The following is an 18,136-nucleotide window of genomic DNA, read 5'->3' on the forward strand; positions in this document are numbered from 1 at the left end:
GCTGAGCGCCCAGGCCAGCGCCGCTGACGTTTCGGGTCATCCCGCGCGCGGGCCGCGCTCCCTAGCGTCGTACGCATGGAGCGGACTCGGAACCACCCGCACAACCCCGTGACGCCGTCCGAACTGCCGTCGACACTGGCGCTGGTGGCGGAGTGGGCGGCCGAACGGTACGGCACGCTGCCCGCCCTGCGGTACCGGCGCGAGGGGGAGTGGACCACGCTCTCCTACACCGGTCTGCGGGACGCCGCGCGCCGCGTGGGCCGCGCCCTGATCGCACTCGGCGTCGGCCCCGGCGACCGCGTGGCGATCCTCTCGGAGACCCGCCAGGAGTGGACGTGCGCCCACTTCGGCGCGTTCGCGGCGGGCGCCGTCGTCGTGCCGGTCTATCCGACGGCGGGCGACGACGAGGCCGCGTGGGTCCTGGACGACTCGGGCGCGGCGGTGGTGCTCTGCGAGGACGAGGCGCAGACGGCGAAGGTCGAACGGCTGCGGGGCCAGGGGCGGCTGCCCGGCGTGCGGCGGGTGGTGCCGCTGACGGAACCGGGCCAGGAACTCGCCCCGCCCACGGCCCTGTCGGAGCGCGCCCGGGAGCGGTCGGCCGCGGACCCGGCCACCATCATCTACACCTCCGGCACCACCGGTCTCCCCAAGGGCTGCGTGCTCACGCACGGCAACCTGCTCGCCGTGCAGCGCGCCACCGTGCCGGTCGTCGACGGCGGCCCCGGCGACTCCACGTACCTCTATCTCCCGCTCGCCCACCTCCTCGCCCAGCTCATCGAGTTCACGACGCTCCTCCAGGGCGCCGAACTGACCTTCTTCGGCGGGCGCGTCGAGGACGTCGTGGCCGAACTCGCCGAGGCGCGGCCCACCCATCTGCCGTCCGTGCCCCGCCTCTTCGAGAAGGTGCGCTCGGTCGTGCTGACCCTCGCCGAGGCGCGCCAGGGCGGGCGCGAACGGTTCGAGGAGGCCGTCCGCATCGGGGTCCTGGCCGCCGAGGGCAGCTTGCCACCCGAGCTGCGGGACGCGTACGAGGAAGCCGACAAGGCCCTCTACAGCCTGGTCCGGCAGGCGCTCGGCGGCCGGGTCAGGCGGGCGCTGACCGGCGGCGCGCCCATCGCGCCGGACACCATCGCCTTCCTGCGGGCCTGCGGCGTCCCCGTCTTCGAGGGATACGGCATGACCGAGTCGGCCGGGGCCCTCACCCTCAACGTGCCGGGAGCCGTGCGGTACGGAACCGTCGGCCGGCCCGTGGACGGCGCCGAGATCCGCATCGCCGAGGACGGCGAGGTCCTGGCCCGCGGCCCCATGGTCTTCCCCGGCTACCACAACGACCCCGAGGCCACGCGCGCCGCCCTGGACGACGACGGCTGGCTGCACACCGGCGACCTGGGGGAGCTGGACGCGGACGGCTACCTCACGATCACCGGCCGCAAGAAGGACCTCATCATCACCTCGGCGGGCAAGAACCTCACGCCGTCGCTGAGCGAACTCGCCGTCCAGAACTCGCGGTTCGTCTCCCGCGCCGTGATGGTCGGCGACCGCCGCCCGCATCCGGTGGCGCTGATCACGCTGGACACGGAGGAGGTCACCGGCTGGGCCGCGCGCGAGGGCATCACCCTGACTGAGCCGCTCTCCCGCGACCCCCGGGTCCGCGCCCTCGTCCAGGAAGCCGTGGATGCCGCCAACGCCACGGTCTCGCGCCCGGCCCGGCTGCGCGCGTTCGCCGTCCTCGACGAGGACTTCACGGTGGAGGACGGCTTGCTCACGCCGAGCCTGAAGGTGCGCAGACGGGCGGTGACGGAGCGGTACGCGGAGGTGGTGGAGGGGCTGTACGGCGGCGCGGGCACCGACACCGGGGCGCCGGTTTCAAGCTAGGCCACCCCGGCCAGCCGCAGCAGGCCCGTCGCCGCCGCCGCGCCCACCACGACCACCGCGAAAGGCGCCCGGCGCCAGGCGAGGAGGCCGCCGACCACGACACCGGCGGGCCGCGCCCAGCCCGCGAACTCCTGGCCCTGCGTGAGCGCCCCCGTAACGAGCAGCGCGACGAGCAGGACCGTGGCGCCGACGGTCAGCAACTCCTGGACACGCGCGGGAAGTTCCACGCGGCCGTGCAGCACGGGACCGGCCAGCCGGAAGGCGTACGTCCCCGCGGCGAGCACGAGGACACAGGCGAGCGTGGCGTTCACGAGGTGCTCCCGGGGGTGGGCGTGCGGGGGCGGCGGGGTCCGCGCCGCGCCGCGAGGAGACCGAGCAGGGCGAGCAGCACCGGCACCCCGGCGGGCAGCAGCGGGGCCGCCGCCACGGCGATCACGGCGCCCGCGGCCGAGGCGCGCCGGGCCGCGCTGTCGCCGCGCAGCGCGGGCAGCACCAGGGCGAGCAGCACGGCGGGGAACGCGGCGTCGAGCCCGAAGCGGTCCGTGTCGCCGAGCGCGGTCCCGGCGAGGGCGCCCGCGAGGACGCTGAGGTTCCAGGCGACGAAGAGGCCGATGCCGGATATCCAGAAGGCGGCCCTGCGCTGCCGGCGGCCCCGCTGGGCAAGGACGAAGGCGGCCGTCTCGTCGGTGATGAGGTGCGCGCCGATCAGCCGCGCCGCCCAGGAGCGGCCGAGATCCTCGGCGAGGGCCAGACTGAACGCCGCCGTCCGGGAGTTGAGCAGCAGCCCGGTCGCCGCCGCGGCCACCGGCCCGCCGCCCGCGGTGAGCAGGCCGACCGCGCTGAACTGGGCGGAGCCCGCGTACACGAGCAGCGACATGAGGACCGGCACCCACAGCGGAAGGCCGCCCCCGACGGCGATCGCGCCGAAGGAGACGCCGACGACGGCGTCGGCGAGCCAGACGAGGGCGATGTCGCGCAGGACGCCCGGCGGGAGGTCGGAGAGACGGACGAGACCGGCGGCCTCCGAGCCGTCGTCCGTTCGGTCTGGCGATTGATCTGTTCGGTGTGGCGAACGCATACGTCGTAGGATGGAGGTGGCGGATGCCGTTCGTCAAGGCGAACGATCGGTCCGCTGTAGCGAACGATGGCGGGATCGAACGAATGATCGCGGGACTGAACGGTCGCGGGATCGAACGACCGGGCCGGGAGAGACAGGAGCCGATGACGTGACGACCGAAGGGGCGCGCCTGCCGCGCGAGTGGGTCGCCGCCGCCCTGCGCCGCGAGCGCGCGAAGGCGGGGATCTCCCTCTCCGAGCTGGCCAAGCGCGCCGGGATCGCGAAGTCCACGCTCTCCCAGCTGGAGGCGGCCACCGGCAACCCCGGCATCGAGACGCTCTGGGCGCTGGCCGTGGCGCTCGGCGTGCCGTTCAGCGTGCTCGTGGAGTCGCCCGCCCCGGCGGTGACCGTGATCCGCGCGGGCGAGGGGCCGTCCATGCGGGCCGAGGACGCGCCGTACGTGGGCACGCTGTTCTCGGCGGGACCGGCCGGCGTGCGGCGCGACATCTACCACGGGGCGATGGAGCCGGGGCCGGCGCGCGAGTCCGACCCGCACATCCCGGGCTCGGTGGAACACCTCGTCATCAGCACGGGCCGCCTGCTCGCGGGCCCGCGCGACGAGACGGTGGAGCTGGCCCCCGGGGACTACATGTCGTACCGGGGCGATGTGCCGCACCTCTACCGGGCGCTGGAGCCCGGCACGACGTTCGTGCTGATCATGCAGCACGTCTGACGGCGGGCAAAAGGCAGGAGCCCCGCTTCCTCCGCTCGCGCGGAGGAGCAGGGCTCCTTGGGTACTGCATCCATGTCCGGATCAAGTCACCGGAGCATCACACGCCTCACTCACGTGAGGCGTCCGATTACTGCGGGGTGACGTTCTCCGCCTGCGGGCCCTTCGGGCCCTGCGTCACGTCGAAGCTGACGGCCTGGTTCTCCTCGAGGGAGCGGAAGCCGTTCGCGTTGATCGCGGAGTAGTGGACGAAGACGTCCGGGCCGCCGCCTTCCTGGGCGATGAATCCAAAGCCCTTTTCAGCGTTGAACCACTTCACGGTTCCGGTAGCCATAAGCCCTCCTTGGGCCAAAGGGTTGCCCTGCTCCAGAACCAGCGATTGTTAAAACAACTGCATAAGTCTGAAAAAGACGAGAGCCTACGGGGTCACATGCTCCGCAGGCTCTGTACTGCAAGGGAAACCAAACTGCAACTTGCGGCGAGCTTAGCACGCAGCCAGGGGAATGCAATAGGGGGCAAAGATCACGTCACCCGGAGGTTTGAAGGGGCTCCCGAGGGGGTTGACAGGACGCGGGAGGGCCCCGGCGCCCGCACCGTACCGCATGGGGGCTAGCCTCCCCGATGTGGACAATTCTCCCCTGAGCGCCTTCGCGGGGGCAGGCGCCGAACAGCTGCCCGACTCCCGTCGCACTCCTCGGCCGCGCGTCGGCCACATCCAGTTCCTGAACTGCATGCCCCTGTACTGGGGGCTCGCGCGGACCGGGACGCTCCTCGACTTCGAGCTGACCAAGGACACCCCCGAGAAGCTCAGCGAGCAGCTCGTGCGGGGCGAGCTGGACATCGCCCCGGTCACCCTCGTCGAGTTCCTCAGGAACGCGGACGACCTTGTCGCCTTCCCCGACCTCGCGGTCGGCTGCGACGGTCCCGTGATGTCCTGCGTGATCGTCTCGCAGGTGCCGCTGGACCGGCTGGACGGGGCGCGCGTCGCGCTCGGCTCGACCTCGCGCACGTCCGTGCGGCTCGCCCAGCTGCTGCTCGCCGAGCGGTACGGCGTACGGCCCGAGTACTACTCCTGCCCGCCCGACCTGGGCCTGATGATGCGGGAGGCGGACGCCGCCGTTCTCATCGGCGACGCCGCGCTGCGCGCCAACCTGATCGACGCGCCCCGGCTCGGCCTCGACGTGTACGACCTGGGCCAGATGTGGAAGGAGTGGACGGGCCTGCCGTTCGTCTTCGCCGTCTGGGCCGCCCGGCGCGACTACGCGGCGTGCGAGCCGGAGGTGGTGCGCCAGGTGCACCAGGCCTTCCTCTCCTCCCGTGACCTCTCCCTGGAGGAGGTCACGAAGGTCGCCGAGCAGGCCGCCCGCTGGGAGTCCTTCGACGCCGAGGTGCTGGAGCGGTACTTCACGACACTGGACTTCCGCTTCGGCGCCGCGCAGCTGGAGGGCGTCGCGGAGTTCGCCCGCCGGGTCGGCCCGACGACGGGGTTCCCCGCGGACGTCGAGGTACGGCTGCTGGGGGCCTGATCCGGCGAACCGGTGGCTCGGTGGCCCGGGGGCCCGGCGGTCCGCTCCAGTGCCGTTCGGGTGGCCGGTGCCGGGGTCGCCGCGAGCGCGGGAAGCCGCCTTCCCGGAATCGGGGCGACCGTCCTTCGGCCATTGGCTGGATTCGTTCGCCGGTGATATCACCGGCGCCGCAGCCCTAATAGCCGGGGCCGACGATAGCTCTCGATAGTTCTCGATACTTCTCGAAACCTCCCGATAGTTCTGGGCGCCCGGGATAGTTCTCCGCGTCCGGATTGCGCGCCGCTATCGCTCCCGGGGAACCGCGGGCGGCAATTGCCGGCGGGCCCGGCGTCGCCCGGCCCGTGGTTATCGGCGGGAATGCGTGCGGGGGGCCGCTTCCCGTGCCGGTCCCGCACTACGCTGATCCGCAGTGGTAGAGGGGGAGGCCAACGCCATGCGTCCGCTCGAAGCCGGCGAACCCACCGTGATCGGTCCCTACCGGCTGCTCGGCCGGCTCGGTTCGGGCGGCATGGGCCGGGTCTATCTGGGCCGCAGCGGGGGCGGCCGCACCGTCGCGGTCAAGATCGTGCACCCGCACTTCGCCCTCGACGAGGAGTTCCGCGCCCGCTTCCGGCGCGAGGTCGAGGCCGCCCGGCGGGTCGGCGGCGCATGGACCGCCCCCGTCCTGGACGCCGACCCGGACGCCCCCGTGCCGTGGGTCGCCACGGGATACGCGGCCGGGCCCTCGCTCACCGAGGCGGTCCGCGAGGGCGCTCCGCTGCCCGCGCACTCCGTACGCGTCCTCGGCGCGGGCCTCGCCGAGGCGCTGGCCCACGTCCACGGCCTCGGGCTCGTGCACCGCGACGTGAAGCCCTCGAACGTCCTGCTCACCCTCGACGGGCCGCGCCTGATCGACTTCGGCATCGCCCGCGCCACCGACGGCACGGCCTCGCTCACCGCCACCGGCGCCTCCGTCGGCTCGCCCGGCTACATGGCGCCCGAGCAGATCCTCGGCAAGGCCGTCACGGGCGCCGCGGACGTCTTCTCCCTGGGGGCCGTCCTGGTCTACGCGGCGACGGGGCAGCCGCCCTTCCCCGGCGACTCGTCGGCCGCGCTGCTCTACAAGGTCGTCCACGAGGAACCGGAGCTGGGCGCGCTCGACGGTGACGTACGGGAACTCGCCGCCGCCTGCCTCGCCAAGGACCCGGCCGCACGCCCCGCCCCCGGTGACCTGGCCCGCCGCCTCGCCCCGGGCGGCGCCGCCCCGCTCGTGGCGGCCGGATGGCTGCCGGGGCCGGTGGTGGAGCGGGTGAGCCGCGGCGCGGTGCGGCTCCTGGACCTGGACACGGGGGCGGGGGAGGCCCCCTCGGGCCCCGTGGCGTTCGACTCCCCGTCCGGCCAGGGGGCGTTCGGGCCGCCGGACCCCTCGTACGCGCTGCCTCCCGCGCCCGCCGACGAAGCCACCGCCGCGCCCGGCCGGCTCTCCGTCTCCGTGGCCGCCACCTCCGTACCCGAAGGGCCGGACGGGCGTGGTCGGAGGGTGAGTTGCACGGTGGCGCTCGCCGTGGCCGGGGCGCTGGCCGCCGTCACGGTGGGCACGGTCTTCGTCCTCGGGGCGCTGCGGAACGACGACGACGCGATGAGCGGCGGGGACGGGGCGGCGCAGCCCCCGGCGGCGACGGACGCCGGCCGGGTCCCCGAGGCCTATCTCGGCAGGTGGAGCGGCAAGGCCGCGGCGAACGGCGGCACGATCCCCCTCGGCACCTTCGAGGTCACCTTGCGTCAGGCGAAGCCGGGGCAACGGGTCGGCACGGTCGTCCAGCACGACCTGATCGGCAACACCTGCACGGACGTCCTGACCCTGAAGTCCGCCACGAAGGAAGTCCTCGTGGCGACGGGCAAGGGAGCCGGGACCAACGGCGGTCAGTGCGCGCAGACGAGCCACACGGTCCGCCTGCGCCCCGACGGCAGGGCCCTCGGCTACACCTCGGACGATCCGGACGCGGGGGACCCGAGGGCCCGGCTGACCCGGAGGGAGTGAACGCGCGCCCCGGGGGTCACAGAGGGGTGGTCACCGTCTGCACCTCGCCGGTGCCCAGGTGCAGCATCCCCTTGCCGGGAGCGACCGGGCCGCCGACCATGCTGCGCGAGATCCGCAGGCCGATGAGGTCACCGCTGGAGCTGTCCTGCGGGGAGAGCAGGATGCCGCGGCGGCCCTTCTTCGCCTCGACCTGCCATCCACTGAAGCCGCTGCACACGTCATCCTCGTCCCCCGCGAGGACCATCGCGAGGCCCTGGTCGGTGCCGCGCTGGATGATCCGCTTGAACTGGCTCGCCGCGTCCGCGTCCTCCAGCATCTCGGCGTCGTCGATCAGGACGACCACCGGGTCCTCCCGGGACGCGTCCGCCTCCTCGATCAGCTCCTCGAACTCGTCCTCGTCGATGTCGTCCCCGGTGAAGACCTTCAGCACGCCCTCCGTGCCCTCCAGTTCCCGCAGCGGCGACTGGCGCGGTGCGGCGACGACAAGGCGTACGCCCTGGGTGCGGAAGGAGCGCGCCATGTTCATCAGGACCGTGGAGCGGCCCGACTTGGCCGGGCCCGCGATGACGAACGCGGGCACACCCTGCGACAGGTCGGGGCCCCACCCCATGACCTCGTCGCCGCCGATGCCCACCAGCGCCCACAGCTTGGAGCGCGAGGCCTCCGGGTCGCGCAGCTCCCACGCCTCCTCGAAGGAGATACGGCTCGGCAGCGTGTCGACGCGGAACGGGCGGCGGTGGCGCGGCACGTCGGCGTCGCGGGCCGCGGCCCGCTCACCGATCGCGGCGAGCGCGGCGGCCTGGCCCTGACCCGTGGAGTCCTCGGAGAGCAGCGCGAACTGCGTCTCCGTGCCGCTCTCGTTGCGGAAGGCGCGGCCCGGCGCGATCTCCTCGGGCACCTTGCGGGCCGGGATGCCGAGCATCGAGAAGTCGGAGCGGTCCGCGAGCCGCAGGCCGTACTTGTCCTCGGTGAGGGAGGAGATGCGGCCCACCAGGATCTGCCGGTCACCCGTCATCACCATGTGGATGCCGACGCTCGCGCCCTCGCGCATGATCGTCGTGATCTCGTCGGTGAGCGAGCCGTGGTCGATCTCGCCGAGCGTGGGCAGCCAGCCCTCCCACCGGTCGAGGAGGACGACGAGGTGCGGCAGGCGCTCGTCCCCGGCGGCGTCGGCCCGCTGCTCGCCGATGTCCGCGTACCCCTTGTCGGCGAGCAGGTCCTGGCGGCGGCTGAGTTCGCCCTTGAGGCGGTTGATGAGGCGGACGACCCGCTCGGTCTGGTTGCGGCCCACGACGGCGCCGCAGTGCGGCAGCCGGGTCAGCGCGTTGAGCGCGCCGTTGCCGCAGTCGATGCCGTACAGGTGGACGTCGGCGCTGGAGTGCGTACGCGCCAGCGAGCCCGCGATCGTACGGAGCACCTGCGAGCGGCCGGAGCGCGGGGCGCCGCCGATCATCAGGTGGCCGAAGGTCGCGAAGTCCACGACGACCGGGCGGCGCGCCTGGTCGGCGGGCAGGTCCTCGACGCCGTACGGGGCGGGCGTGAGCGCCCCGGGAGCCGTCCGCGGCGCGGGCGCGGGGATCTCGTCGAGCAGGATGGTCTCGCCGAGCGCGGGCAGCCACGGGCTGTGCTGGGCGGGGATGTTGAGGGTCCGGTTGGCCTCGATGATCTCGTCGACCAGGACCTTCAGGTCGGTGATCTCCTCCTCCTCGCGGGCCGCGGCCTTCGGTTTCACGAGCGAGGCGCGGCCGAGCGCCGACCAGTCCAGGGAGTCGGCCCAGGGCGCGAGTGCCGTCGGGTCGGCGGCGCCGGGCCTGCGGCCACCGACGCGGCCCGACTGGAAGGGCACGAGCGAGGCGTGCCCGAGCCGCACGTAGGCCCGGCCGGGGGTGTTCTTGCTGATGTGCCCGGCCTCGGGGGAGTCGATGACGTCGGTGGACTCGCCGCCGTCGGTGACGCGCAGCGCGATGCGGAGGTTGGTGTTGGCGCGGATCTCGGGGGAGACGACACCGGAGGGCCGCTGCGTGGCGAGGAGCAGGTGGATGCCGAGCGAACGGCCCCGCTGCGCGATGTTGACGAGGCCCGTCACGAAGTCCGGCAGGTCACGCACCATCGACGCGAACTCGTCGATGACGATGAGGAGTCGGGGGACGGGCGCGTGCGACGGATCGCGCCGCACGAGGTCCTGGTAGTCCTCGATGTCCTTCGCGTCGGCGTCGGCGAGGATGTGCTCGCGCCGCTTCAGCTCGGCGCCCAGCGATTCGAGGGCGCGCTCGACGAGGTGCGCGTCGAGGTCGGTGACCATGCCGACGGTGTGCGGCAGCTTCACACAGTCCTTGAACGCGGACCCGCCCTTGTAGTCGACGAGGACGAACGTCATGTTCTCGGGGGTGTTGGCCACGGCGAGCGCGGCGACGATCGTCTGGAGCAGCTCCGACTTACCGGAACCGGTCGTACCGGCGATCAGACCGTGCGGGCCGTCCTTGCGCATGTCGATGCCGAACGGCCCGTCGTACGACTCACCGATGACCGCCATCGTCGACTGGCCGCCCGCCTGCCAGCGGGCCGTGATCGCCCCCGCGGTCGGCGGCTCCAACTGCAGCACGTCGAGCAGCCGGCTGGCACCCGGCAGCGCGGAGTCCTCGGTCTCCCCGCTGATGTCGCGCAGCGGTGAGAGGGACCGCGCGAGGCGCAGACACCAGGAGGGGGAGACGAAGTCGGGGCGTACGTCCGTCAGGCGCTCGGCGCCCGCCATCTCCACGCGCAGCCGCAGCTCGCGCGGCGCGTCGGCCTGGCCCGGGTCGCCCTCGGCGCTGTGCCACGCCTGGAAGGACGGGAAGGACGGGAAGCCGCCACCGGCGGGCGGCCGGGGGACGCCGCCCTGCTGTGCCTGCTGCACCTGCTGACCTGGCGGCATCTGCGGTGGGGCGACGAGGGCGCGCCCCGGGGCGGCCGGGGCCCCGGTGAGCTCCCGGGGCTTCGGCTCGGCGACGACGAAGGCCAGACACTCACCCGGCAGAAACCGTTCCTCGGTGTCGAGGCAGAGCGCGTACATGCCCACGGAAGGGCCCTCGCGCAGCAACCGCACCACACCGGGCAGGGAGCGCAGCCGCCGCGCCCCGTCCCACACCACGACGATGTCGGGGTCGGCGAAGTTCGCGCCCTGGCCCTTGTTCTCCTCCAGGGCCTTCAGCCGCGCGTCGAGGATCTGCGTCAGCTCACCGACGCGGGCGCCGACGGTCTCGGCGTCCGTGCCGATGAGTACGTTGATGTCCTGCCCGCCCGACGGCCGCGCGTGCGGCAGCCAGCGCACCCAGTCCCAGCTCTCCCGGGCGGAGTTCTCCGTCAGGACGTAGAACTGCACGTCCATCGGGCTGTGCAGCGTCGCGGCCTGCGCGACCGCCCAGCGGCCGAGCGCCGGCGCCGCGTCGTCGGGGCCCGCGATGCCGATGACGCCGAGCCCCTTCAGCGGCAGCGCGACGGGCGCGTCGTCGATGTGCCACGTCACCTGGCGCCGGTGGTCGTCCTTCTCCGGGTCGTCGAGCACGACCTCGGAGGGCAGCCGGCCGGTCCCGAACCGCAGCAGCAGGTGATCGGCGTCGGTCCGCCGCCGCTCCCACAACCGGGTCCGGGGCCCGGTGCTCAGCGCGAGCACGGCGGCCGGATCGGGCACGGCGTGGCGCCGGTCGAGCCGCTCGGCGACCAGCGCGTCCCGGGCGTCCTTCTCGATCCGCGCCTTGGTCTCCTTGTACTCCTTGACCTGCTTCGCATGGGACTTGCGCCCGTGCTTCTTGTCCATGAAGTAGTTGCCGAAGAGCATGATCGGGCTGAGCCCCGCCATGATCAGGTAGTACCAGCGATCGAAGATCATCGCGGCGACGACGGCACCGACCAGCGGGAAGAGCGCCATCAGCCACGGCAGCGGCCGCGCCTCGAACTCACGGGGCGGCGACGGCAGCCGGAAGGTGGTCTGCCGCTCGGGCGGGCGCAGCCGGGGCGGCCGGTTGTAGTCGAGCCCGGCGCCGTCCTCGGACCACTTGAGGGCGGCGTTCGGAGGCGTGTACCGGACGAGTTCGAGGAGGGTGTTGCCGAGGGCTATCTGGGCGCCGAGGGGCCACGGAACCGTGTCGAGCCGCCCCTTCGCCCGAGCCTTCGCCCGGGCTTCCTTGCGCTCCTTCCACTCCTTGCGCTCCTGCTTCTCCCGCTTCTCCCGCGCCTTCCGGTCCTTCTTGGACTCCCCCTCGGGCGGGGTCGCCCCGGCCGGCTCGGGCTCTTCCTTCTCCACGCCGAAGGGCTCGCCGTCGAGGGTCACGCCCTCCTTGTCCTTCTCCTGTCCGTGCAGGGTGACGTGGCAGGTGCCATCGGTTGCAACTGACAACGTCAGGGCGCGCGGAGCCATCTCGGGGTCGTCGATCCGTACGTACGAGGCGGGCCCGCTCCCGATGTCGTACCGCCCGATGCCGAGCCGGTGCACGGAGCCGGCGCCGGGACCGCCGGCGACGCGCAGCTCGACCAGGCCGGCGGGCTCACCCGGCAGGCAGCCCGCCGGGTCGTCGAGACTGACGACGGCGCCCTCGCGCAGCGGCGAGGTGACGACGGTGGCCGTGGGATCGACGGCGTACCCGTCCACATAGATCATCGGGGCGCCGCCCGCGGGCGTCTGCCGGCCGTGCCCGATGGGGATGACCTGCGCGCCGCTGTGGCCGACCTGCCGGGCCAGCTCCACCGCGATGTCCCGCACGGTGGACTCGGGATCGGCGTCGAGGACCACGTCGGAGGAGCCCCCGCCGAACGGATCGACGACGGTCAGAGTCAGGCGCACGACGGTCCTCCCCGGAGCTGAGCGATCGCTGTGACGATAGCCGCTCCGCCCTTCCCACTGGCAACGCCCTGGGCACGGGCTCCCACCGGAACCGGGCACGCCGTCACAGCAGACCTGTGACGCAACCGGGCTGCGTTCGCATCCGCCCCACCCGTAAGCTGCTGGCGCGAGAACGGACGATCACATCATCCGTTCTCCCGTCCGTCTTACGGGAGCCACGGGGGTTGGCCCTGCGGCGAGTTGATTGGGAGAGAGCCTCATGGCCAAGGACCTTGATGTCACATATCAGGACATGCGCGACGCGGCCAAGCACGTGGTCAAGGAGAAGGACAAGCTCAACGAGAAGCTGGACGGCCTGAAGAAGTACATCAAGAACCTCGTCGAGACGGGCTTCGTCACGAAGAGCGCCTCGAAGGCGTTCGACGAGAACTTCGACGACTTCGTCGAGGGCGCGAAGAAAACCCTCGAGGGCCTGGACGGCATGGGCGACTACCTGACCAACGCGGCCGACAAGTACGAGCAGATCGACGACGAGCTGGGTCGGGCGGCGCGGAAGTAGCGGAAGCGGTCAGCCGTTCGAGAGGGGCGACGGAGGTCATTCCGTCGCCCCTCCACCGTGCCGACGTCAACCGAGCTGTCCGGACAGCCCCGGTTCACGTGGCGCCCTTCCGGGCAGGGCGCACCCACCGCAACGAGTGCGCGATGGCCTCGCACAGCTCACCCATGGGACTCTCGACGCCGCTCACGGGCACGGAGAACGCCAGCAGCAGGTACCCGGCTCCGCCGGGCATCTGGACATACAGGTCCAGCGTCGTCGTCGAACTGACACGGACCGTCTTCCCGGCGGGGAGATCCACCAGGGTGACCTCCGCGCCGCTGCCCTTGCGGGCGGCGAGTGAGTCCCCCAGCTCCGAAGGCTCGGTGTGCGGGGCTCCGGACAACGGGAGCAGGGAAACCAGGAGAGTGGCCGGTGTCGCCACGTCAGTGGTGGCCTCCGACCGGAGGAAGACCTCCAGCGCACCGTGAGCCGCACCGCTCTCCGCGGTGTTGCGCAGGGCGGTCCACAGGCCCTGCCTGGCCTCCTCGGACATGCGGCGGCGCGCGGCCTGCTGATCGACGAACTTCTTCAGCTGTGGGCGCCAGCGGTCGAGCGTGAGATCGATGCGGAACCAGTCCCGGGGGACGAGCAACTGGTAGTCCTCGGGAGGTTCTTCCAGGCACGCGGACTCATGGGGGGCGCGTGGCGAGCCAGTCACCCGCCGGCCTCCAGAGGAGTGCCCCTGGTGTCGATCAGCGTGCCGTCGGCGTCGAACAGGCGCAGGCTCTTCGCCACCCCCGCGAACATCGAGGAGAAGACGTCCCAGCCCTCCTGAGTGGGTGTGCTCATCTCCAGTACGACGGCTGTGCCGTTGCGGAGCGGTACTTGCAGGTTGATGAAGGAGCTCCAGAAGGGTTCCTGCTCCCCGGACGGGGTCAGCGCGGCGTCAATGGCCGCTTGCCGTGTACCGATCCACGAGACGGCCGGCCCGCAGGGGAGGGAGACCTCGGAGACGTCACCGTGCCCCAGCCCGCGCAGGGCCTCCGCCGTCCTGGAGACCGGACTGATCAGCGCCTCCTCCGCGATGTCGACGAGCGAGACGTTCACCGTGGCGGTGCAGCGTGCGCCGTCCACCTCGGTGATGACGAACCCGGAGTACTGGACCCCGGCGTCGACCAACTCGTCGTAGGTCGAGGCGCACAGGGCGGCCCACCGGTACTGCATGTCCGGGGTGCCCTTGGGCATGATCTTCTTTGCCAGCTCGATGAGCTGATCGGCGAGGTCGTCGTGGGACTCCGCCTCGGTCGGCAGCTCGAAGAAGCCTTCGGGCATGACCCACCGGACGTGGACCACTTCCCCGTTGGCCGCGGAGGTGACCGCGGGGGTCGCCGTGCCGGTCGTCACCGACGTCATCAGAACTTATTCCTCTCGGGCAGCTCCAGCTCGTCCGCGTCGGGGTGGAAGTTGGCCGCGAACGTATAGGGACCGTAATGCGGATAGAAGGCCGGGACCTCGGCCCCGCCTTCCGCGGCGATGTGCGCGATCTTCCGGTAGGCAGCCGCCCTGGCCCGGACCTTCTGACGTGCGCGGTTGCCCCATTGGCGGATCAGCGTCACGACGAAGTGCAGGACGAAGAGCCCGACGACGGCTCCTGCCCCCGCGTAGAAGAGCTTCTGGTTCTCAGTGGACTCCCAGTGCTGTACGTAGCCGCCCCAGTAGACGAAGAGGCCCATGAGCACGAGGGCCAAGGGGTAGCCGGCCTTCTTTCCCGCACTGGTCAGCTGCGCCTCGTCGATGTGGCGCAGGCGCAGCATCTTGAGGACGGCCTCGTCGTCCAGGAAGTCGAACCGCAGCCTGCGACCCTCGGCCTCGGCGGCCTGACGAGCCGCCGGGACCGCCACGAGGACCTCGCCGGGGATCATCTTCCTGACGATTCCCCCGCGCGCTCTGTACTCCCACGCCCCGGGTTCGTGTGCGGTCTCGTCAGCCATGTCAATCGTCTCCTTCGCTGGGGCGGTGGCGTGCGTCAGTGGGCCAGCGCGGTGTGGAACGGCGCCGGAGAAGGGGTCGGGGACGGTTGCGGAGAAGGCCGCGGAGTGGGAGGTGTGGTGCCCTTGGGGCGCGGTGCGGGGTCGCCGGGGTCACCGGTGCTGGCCCCATCCTTGCCGGTGAAGATCTTGTAGACCGCGCTGGCGAAACCACCGGTCTTGATGCCCGCGGTCAGACGCTCGCCCGCGATGACCGGTTTCCCCGCCTTCGTCAGAACTCCGTTCACCACCTTCACGGCGATTCCGTTGAAGAACTTGTCCGTGACGCCGCCCGCCGCGCCCGACCCGCTGAAGCGGATGCCCCGGAGCCTGGAAAGCCCCTTGAGCCCCTTCAGCGCACTGAACCCTCTGAGCGCACCCACTCCGGGCATGACGCCCAATACGTCGAGGCCCAGCTTCATCAGGTTCAGTTTGCCGCCGCGCGCTGTCATGTCGTACGCGTGTCCCGCCAGGGCGGCCGCGCTGGTGATCACCGCGAGGGCGGTGAACACGGGGAGGAGCACCTGCAGCGGTGGGACGAACGCGCAGATGACCGCGAGAATGGAGAAGACCGCCGAGAGATTGGCGAATCTGTCGGCCCAGTCCGCCAGGAAGTTCATGATTCCACCGGGGTCACGCACCCCGTCGTGATGGATGATGTTCTTGATGTGTTTCGCGGCGGCGTCGGCCGCGTCGTCGCGGATTTCCTTCGCGCGGTCGATCTCGCGTCGGCAGTCACCCAGAGTGCTCAACGCGGCGGAACGCTTCTTGGCGAGACGTTCGCGTTCCGTGTCAGACATGTCCGACGAGGGCTTGCCCCCGGACGGTTTGAGCGGGGTGTCCGTGTCCCCGAGGTCGCCCTCCACCGCCCGGAAGTCCTTCAGGGCCTTGTCGGCGATCTTCTGAGCCCGGTGGAGTTCGCTCGCGTACTCCTTCGACTCGCCGCCATCGACGACTTTGGTGCCCAGGGCCTTGGCGGCCTCGTCGTAGCGCTCGAACGAACGCTTCAGACGACCGGCGGTACCGTCAGCGATCTCGTGGAACCCACGGCCGGCGTCGCTGTCCCAACTCTCCACGGACGAAAGGGCCTTGATGTTGCGCGCCTGCTTGTCTATCTCCTCGGCCATGCCGCGCAGCTTCTTGCCGAGACGCGCCACTTCGTAGGGATCGCCGGGGACGGGGTCACCGTCGTGCAGCGGCTCCCAATCGGTCGGTCGCGTACTCACTTCTTCCCCTTGGCTTCCTTGCGGGCCTTGCGAAGGGCCTCGGCCAGTTCGTGATCCACCTTGTCGTAGGTGTCAGCCGCGGTATCAGTGAACTTGGCCAACTGTTCTATGTCCTTCATGAGCTTCTTGCGCGTCTTCTTCCACGTCTCCGAGAAGTCGTCGAAAATGTCCCGGAGCTTTTCGCTGCCGAGAGCATTGCCGTAATCGTCCGCAGGGTTGCTGTTGTCCTTGAATTCGCGGTGAATTCTGAACAGCGACTCCGAGCACTCCCTGATCATGTCAAGATCGGCTCTCGTGCGCTCGCTCATCTGAGCCCCCGTGTGCTGTATGGATCGATGTGCTTGACCTGGCAAGGTGCCGGCTCTGTACGGAGCGGTGCTCCGGTCAACTGCTCGTGACGCATCTGTTCCGGTGGTGGTGGTCTGCGAGTCGCGAAGGTGACGATCGCATGCCGCCTGTCGCGATTCGCGGGGTTCATCGGTTGATGGACTGCACTTCCTCGACCGCGATCTCCTGGATGACCTCGATCGTGCCGTCGGGCATGCCGACCGCAGTGTCCTGGCCCGTCCCCGTCCAGCTGATCTCCCACGTCAGGGCGGCCCTGAGGGGGAAGGTGGCGCCCTTGGACGAGCGGTTGTAGATGATGCCGCAGGGCGGGGTCTCCTTGGACTTGCCCTTCGCGTACGGCGCGCCGATCTTGCCCTCGTCGGTGATGGGGCACTCGCCGCCAGCGGGGATCAATGTGGCGTCGCCCGTGCCCGGGTCGAGCGTGAGCGACCTGGGCTTGGCGGTCGTCGTCGCCTGGATCTCGAAGCCGGGGACATCGATGGCCGCCCTGGCCTGGACCTCGTCGAAGGCGGCCTTGTCGAGCCAAGCCCAGGTCGGCAGGTTCACCTTCGTCGTGCCATCGGGGGCGAGGGAGACCTTCGTCTCGGGCAGCTGCATGCGCTGGTAGGCGAGAGCCGCCAGCATCTCCGGCTTGATGGCTTCCTCGTACCGGGGAGGCGGGGCCTCGCCGTTGTCGACCCAGAAGGGGATGTCGCTGCACGAGCTGCGCTTGAGGATGTCCGGCTCGTCGGGGTTCTCGACCGCGGCCCAGAACATTCCCTTGCCGTCCTTCTCGACGTTGTAGTCCTTGTAACCGGGGGTGTCGGTCCAGCCGTAGTCGTCCTCGTAATGGCGCTGCATCTGGTCGAGCGCCTGGCCGGCGTGGCCTGCCATGCCGGGGGCGGCCATGGCGTCCTTCAGCTCCTTGGACATCTTCTTCTTGAAGTCCTTGGCGCCGAGGTAGGGGGCGTACCAGCAGGGGGGCGGGGCCCAGGTCACGTCGGATGAAGTGACGTTTCCCTTGCCGCCGCCCTTGGCGACGGCGCCGGTGTAGCGGATCTGGGCTGCGGCGTAGATGCCGGTCGCGTCGCTGCCGCCCTCCGTTTTCTGGTCACCGCCCTTGCCGTAATCCACCGGCTCCGCGGCCGCGTTGGGCGCCGCAAGAGCCAGCAGACCCATGGCGGTGGCCAACGCGATGGTGCCGGTGCTGCGCGCCGTACGACGCGGTCTGTTCACTGGCACTTCTCCGCCCCCGTTTCGACGAACACCTTGGACGCCTGCCACAGGCCCTTGCCTGTAGGGAACTTGGACATGACGATCTTGTAGTAGCCGAAGTCCTTACGGCTGGGCTTGGTCTTGAGGACCTTCCCGGTCTTGACCTCTTTGCCGTAGAACTTCCCGGTGTCCGCGCAGAACGCGACCTCCACGGAGTTGCCGTTCGGGGCGGACCGGGTAGTGGCCTGAAAGTGGCGGCGCGTGCCGGTCGCCGTCCACCCGCCCTTGATCCACTCGTTGATCTGCACTTTCGCGTAGTGCAGCCCATCACCGGTGGAGTACGCCGTCACGGCCGCGTCCTTGGTGGTGCGCTCGGCCACGCCCCGATAGATCGCCCGCATGAAGTTCGCGGCGTCGTCCATCGCCGCCGCTTCATCCTTGTCGTTCGGCTTGGTCCAGTCGAAGATCAGCTGCACGTCCTTGGGCAGGGACAGGTCCACGCCGTCCGGCTTGTCCTCCGCGGGGCCCACCGGCTTCGTCGACTTCTTCGGCTTCGCCGTGCCCTGATCGGCGCCCGCGATCTTGTTCTCGTCCTTCGCGCTGTCGTCGCCCCCGCTGCCACAACCCGTCAGAAGCAGGGCGGCGGTCGCGGTGAGCGCGATGGCGGCAGGCGTGGTGCGGCAGTTCACGGTCGGCTCCCGGTGGGGCGAGGGGGATCTCGAATGGGCCGACGCTATCCAGGGGGCCTCCGGTTCGGCCAGGGTGGATAACGGGGC

Annotated in this window: 16 protein-coding genes; 5 read left to right on the top strand and 11 right to left on the bottom strand. The window is 71.0% G+C overall.

Translation table 11 applies throughout. From position 1 onward, the window contains the following. The first annotated feature begins 75 nt into the window (after positions 1-75). Positions 76-1,875, top strand: coding sequence for an AMP-dependent synthetase/ligase (locus tag J2N69_RS21370; RefSeq protein WP_230902209.1), 1,800 nt, complete (start codon positions 76-78; stop codon positions 1,873-1,875). On the opposite strand, the gene J2N69_RS21375 is transcribed toward J2N69_RS21370, so the two are convergent. After that, on the bottom strand, positions 1,872-2,186 hold the full coding sequence (locus J2N69_RS21375; protein WP_230902210.1) for an AzlD domain-containing protein: 315 nt from the start codon (positions 2,184-2,186) through the stop codon (positions 1,872-1,874). The genes J2N69_RS21370 and J2N69_RS21375 overlap by 4 nt on opposite strands. After that, positions 2,183-2,953 carry an AzlC family ABC transporter permease gene (locus tag J2N69_RS21380; protein ID WP_230902211.1) on the bottom strand — a complete coding sequence of 257 codons (771 nt, stop codon included), beginning with the start codon at positions 2,951-2,953 and terminating at the stop codon, positions 2,183-2,185. The genes J2N69_RS21375 and J2N69_RS21380 overlap by 4 nt, the downstream gene beginning before the upstream one ends. Before the next feature lie 148 nt (positions 2,954-3,101). Between J2N69_RS21380 and J2N69_RS21385 the strand changes: the two genes are divergently transcribed. Next, positions 3,102-3,665 (top strand): helix-turn-helix domain-containing protein, encoded by a 564-nt coding sequence (locus J2N69_RS21385; RefSeq protein WP_230902212.1) that lies wholly within the window; start codon positions 3,102-3,104, stop codon positions 3,663-3,665. A gap of 127 nt (positions 3,666-3,792) precedes the next feature. On the opposite strand, the gene J2N69_RS21390 is transcribed toward J2N69_RS21385, so the two are convergent. Beyond that, on the bottom strand, positions 3,793-3,996 hold the full coding sequence (locus J2N69_RS21390; RefSeq protein ID WP_018528239.1) for a cold-shock protein: 204 nt from the start codon (positions 3,994-3,996) through the stop codon (positions 3,793-3,795). A 289-nt stretch (positions 3,997-4,285) separates the two neighbouring features. Here J2N69_RS21390 and J2N69_RS21395 point away from each other — a divergent pair, with 289 nt between their 5' ends. Next, positions 4,286-5,188 (top strand): menaquinone biosynthetic enzyme MqnA/MqnD family protein, encoded by a 903-nt coding sequence (locus J2N69_RS21395; protein ID WP_408056764.1) that lies wholly within the window; start codon positions 4,286-4,288, stop codon positions 5,186-5,188. Positions 5,189-5,621: 433 nt separating this feature from the next. Next, entirely contained in the window at positions 5,622-7,208 is a 1,587-nt protein-coding gene (locus J2N69_RS21400; RefSeq protein WP_230902213.1) for a serine/threonine-protein kinase, read from the top strand. A 16-nt stretch (positions 7,209-7,224) separates the two neighbouring features. Here J2N69_RS21400 and J2N69_RS21405 read toward each other — a convergent pair whose 3' ends face one another. Then, positions 7,225-12,027 carry an FtsK/SpoIIIE domain-containing protein gene (locus tag J2N69_RS21405; protein WP_230902214.1) on the bottom strand — a complete coding sequence of 1,601 codons (4,803 nt, stop codon included), beginning with the start codon at positions 12,025-12,027 and terminating at the stop codon, positions 7,225-7,227. Between the two features lie 259 nt (positions 12,028-12,286). On the opposite strand from J2N69_RS21405, the gene J2N69_RS21410 reads away from it, so the two are divergent. After that, positions 12,287-12,586: a WXG100 family type VII secretion target gene (locus tag J2N69_RS21410; protein WP_127910200.1), complete on the top strand. Its 300-nt coding sequence runs from the start codon at positions 12,287-12,289 to the stop codon at positions 12,584-12,586. A 94-nt stretch (positions 12,587-12,680) separates the two neighbouring features. On the opposite strand, the gene J2N69_RS21415 is transcribed toward J2N69_RS21410, so the two are convergent. From J2N69_RS21415 to J2N69_RS21445, 7 genes are all read right to left on the bottom strand, one after another. Further along, positions 12,681-13,283 carry a hypothetical protein gene (locus tag J2N69_RS21415; RefSeq protein ID WP_230902215.1) on the bottom strand — a complete coding sequence of 201 codons (603 nt, stop codon included), beginning with the start codon at positions 13,281-13,283 and terminating at the stop codon, positions 12,681-12,683. Then, positions 13,280-13,978 carry a hypothetical protein gene (locus tag J2N69_RS21420; RefSeq protein WP_230902216.1) on the bottom strand — a complete coding sequence of 233 codons (699 nt, stop codon included), beginning with the start codon at positions 13,976-13,978 and terminating at the stop codon, positions 13,280-13,282. Before J2N69_RS21420 ends, J2N69_RS21415 begins: the two co-directional genes overlap by 4 nt. Further along, positions 13,978-14,556 carry a hypothetical protein gene (locus tag J2N69_RS21425; RefSeq protein ID WP_230902217.1) on the bottom strand — a complete coding sequence of 193 codons (579 nt, stop codon included), beginning with the start codon at positions 14,554-14,556 and terminating at the stop codon, positions 13,978-13,980. The genes J2N69_RS21420 and J2N69_RS21425 overlap by 1 nt, the downstream gene beginning before the upstream one ends. Before the next feature lie 35 nt (positions 14,557-14,591). After that, complete coding sequence (locus J2N69_RS21430) at positions 14,592-15,818, bottom strand: hypothetical protein (protein WP_408056765.1); 1,227 nt, start codon at positions 15,816-15,818, stop codon at positions 14,592-14,594. After that, positions 15,815-16,126 carry a type VII secretion target gene (locus tag J2N69_RS21435; RefSeq protein WP_230902219.1) on the bottom strand — a complete coding sequence of 104 codons (312 nt, stop codon included), beginning with the start codon at positions 16,124-16,126 and terminating at the stop codon, positions 15,815-15,817. The genes J2N69_RS21430 and J2N69_RS21435 overlap by 4 nt, the downstream gene beginning before the upstream one ends. Before the next feature lie 166 nt (positions 16,127-16,292). Continuing rightward, complete coding sequence (locus J2N69_RS21440) at positions 16,293-17,381, bottom strand: hypothetical protein (protein ID WP_230902220.1); 1,089 nt, start codon at positions 17,379-17,381, stop codon at positions 16,293-16,295. Further along, positions 17,378-18,049: a hypothetical protein gene (locus J2N69_RS21445; RefSeq protein WP_230902221.1), complete on the bottom strand. Its 672-nt coding sequence runs from the start codon at positions 18,047-18,049 to the stop codon at positions 17,378-17,380. The genes J2N69_RS21440 and J2N69_RS21445 overlap by 4 nt, the downstream gene beginning before the upstream one ends. Positions 18,050-18,136 lie beyond the last annotated feature (87 nt).

Origin of the sequence: Streptomyces huasconensis, from assembly GCF_021028635.1 — a bacterium.
In the GTDB taxonomy this organism is placed as follows: domain Bacteria; phylum Actinomycetota; class Actinomycetes; order Streptomycetales; family Streptomycetaceae; genus Streptomyces; species Streptomyces huasconensis.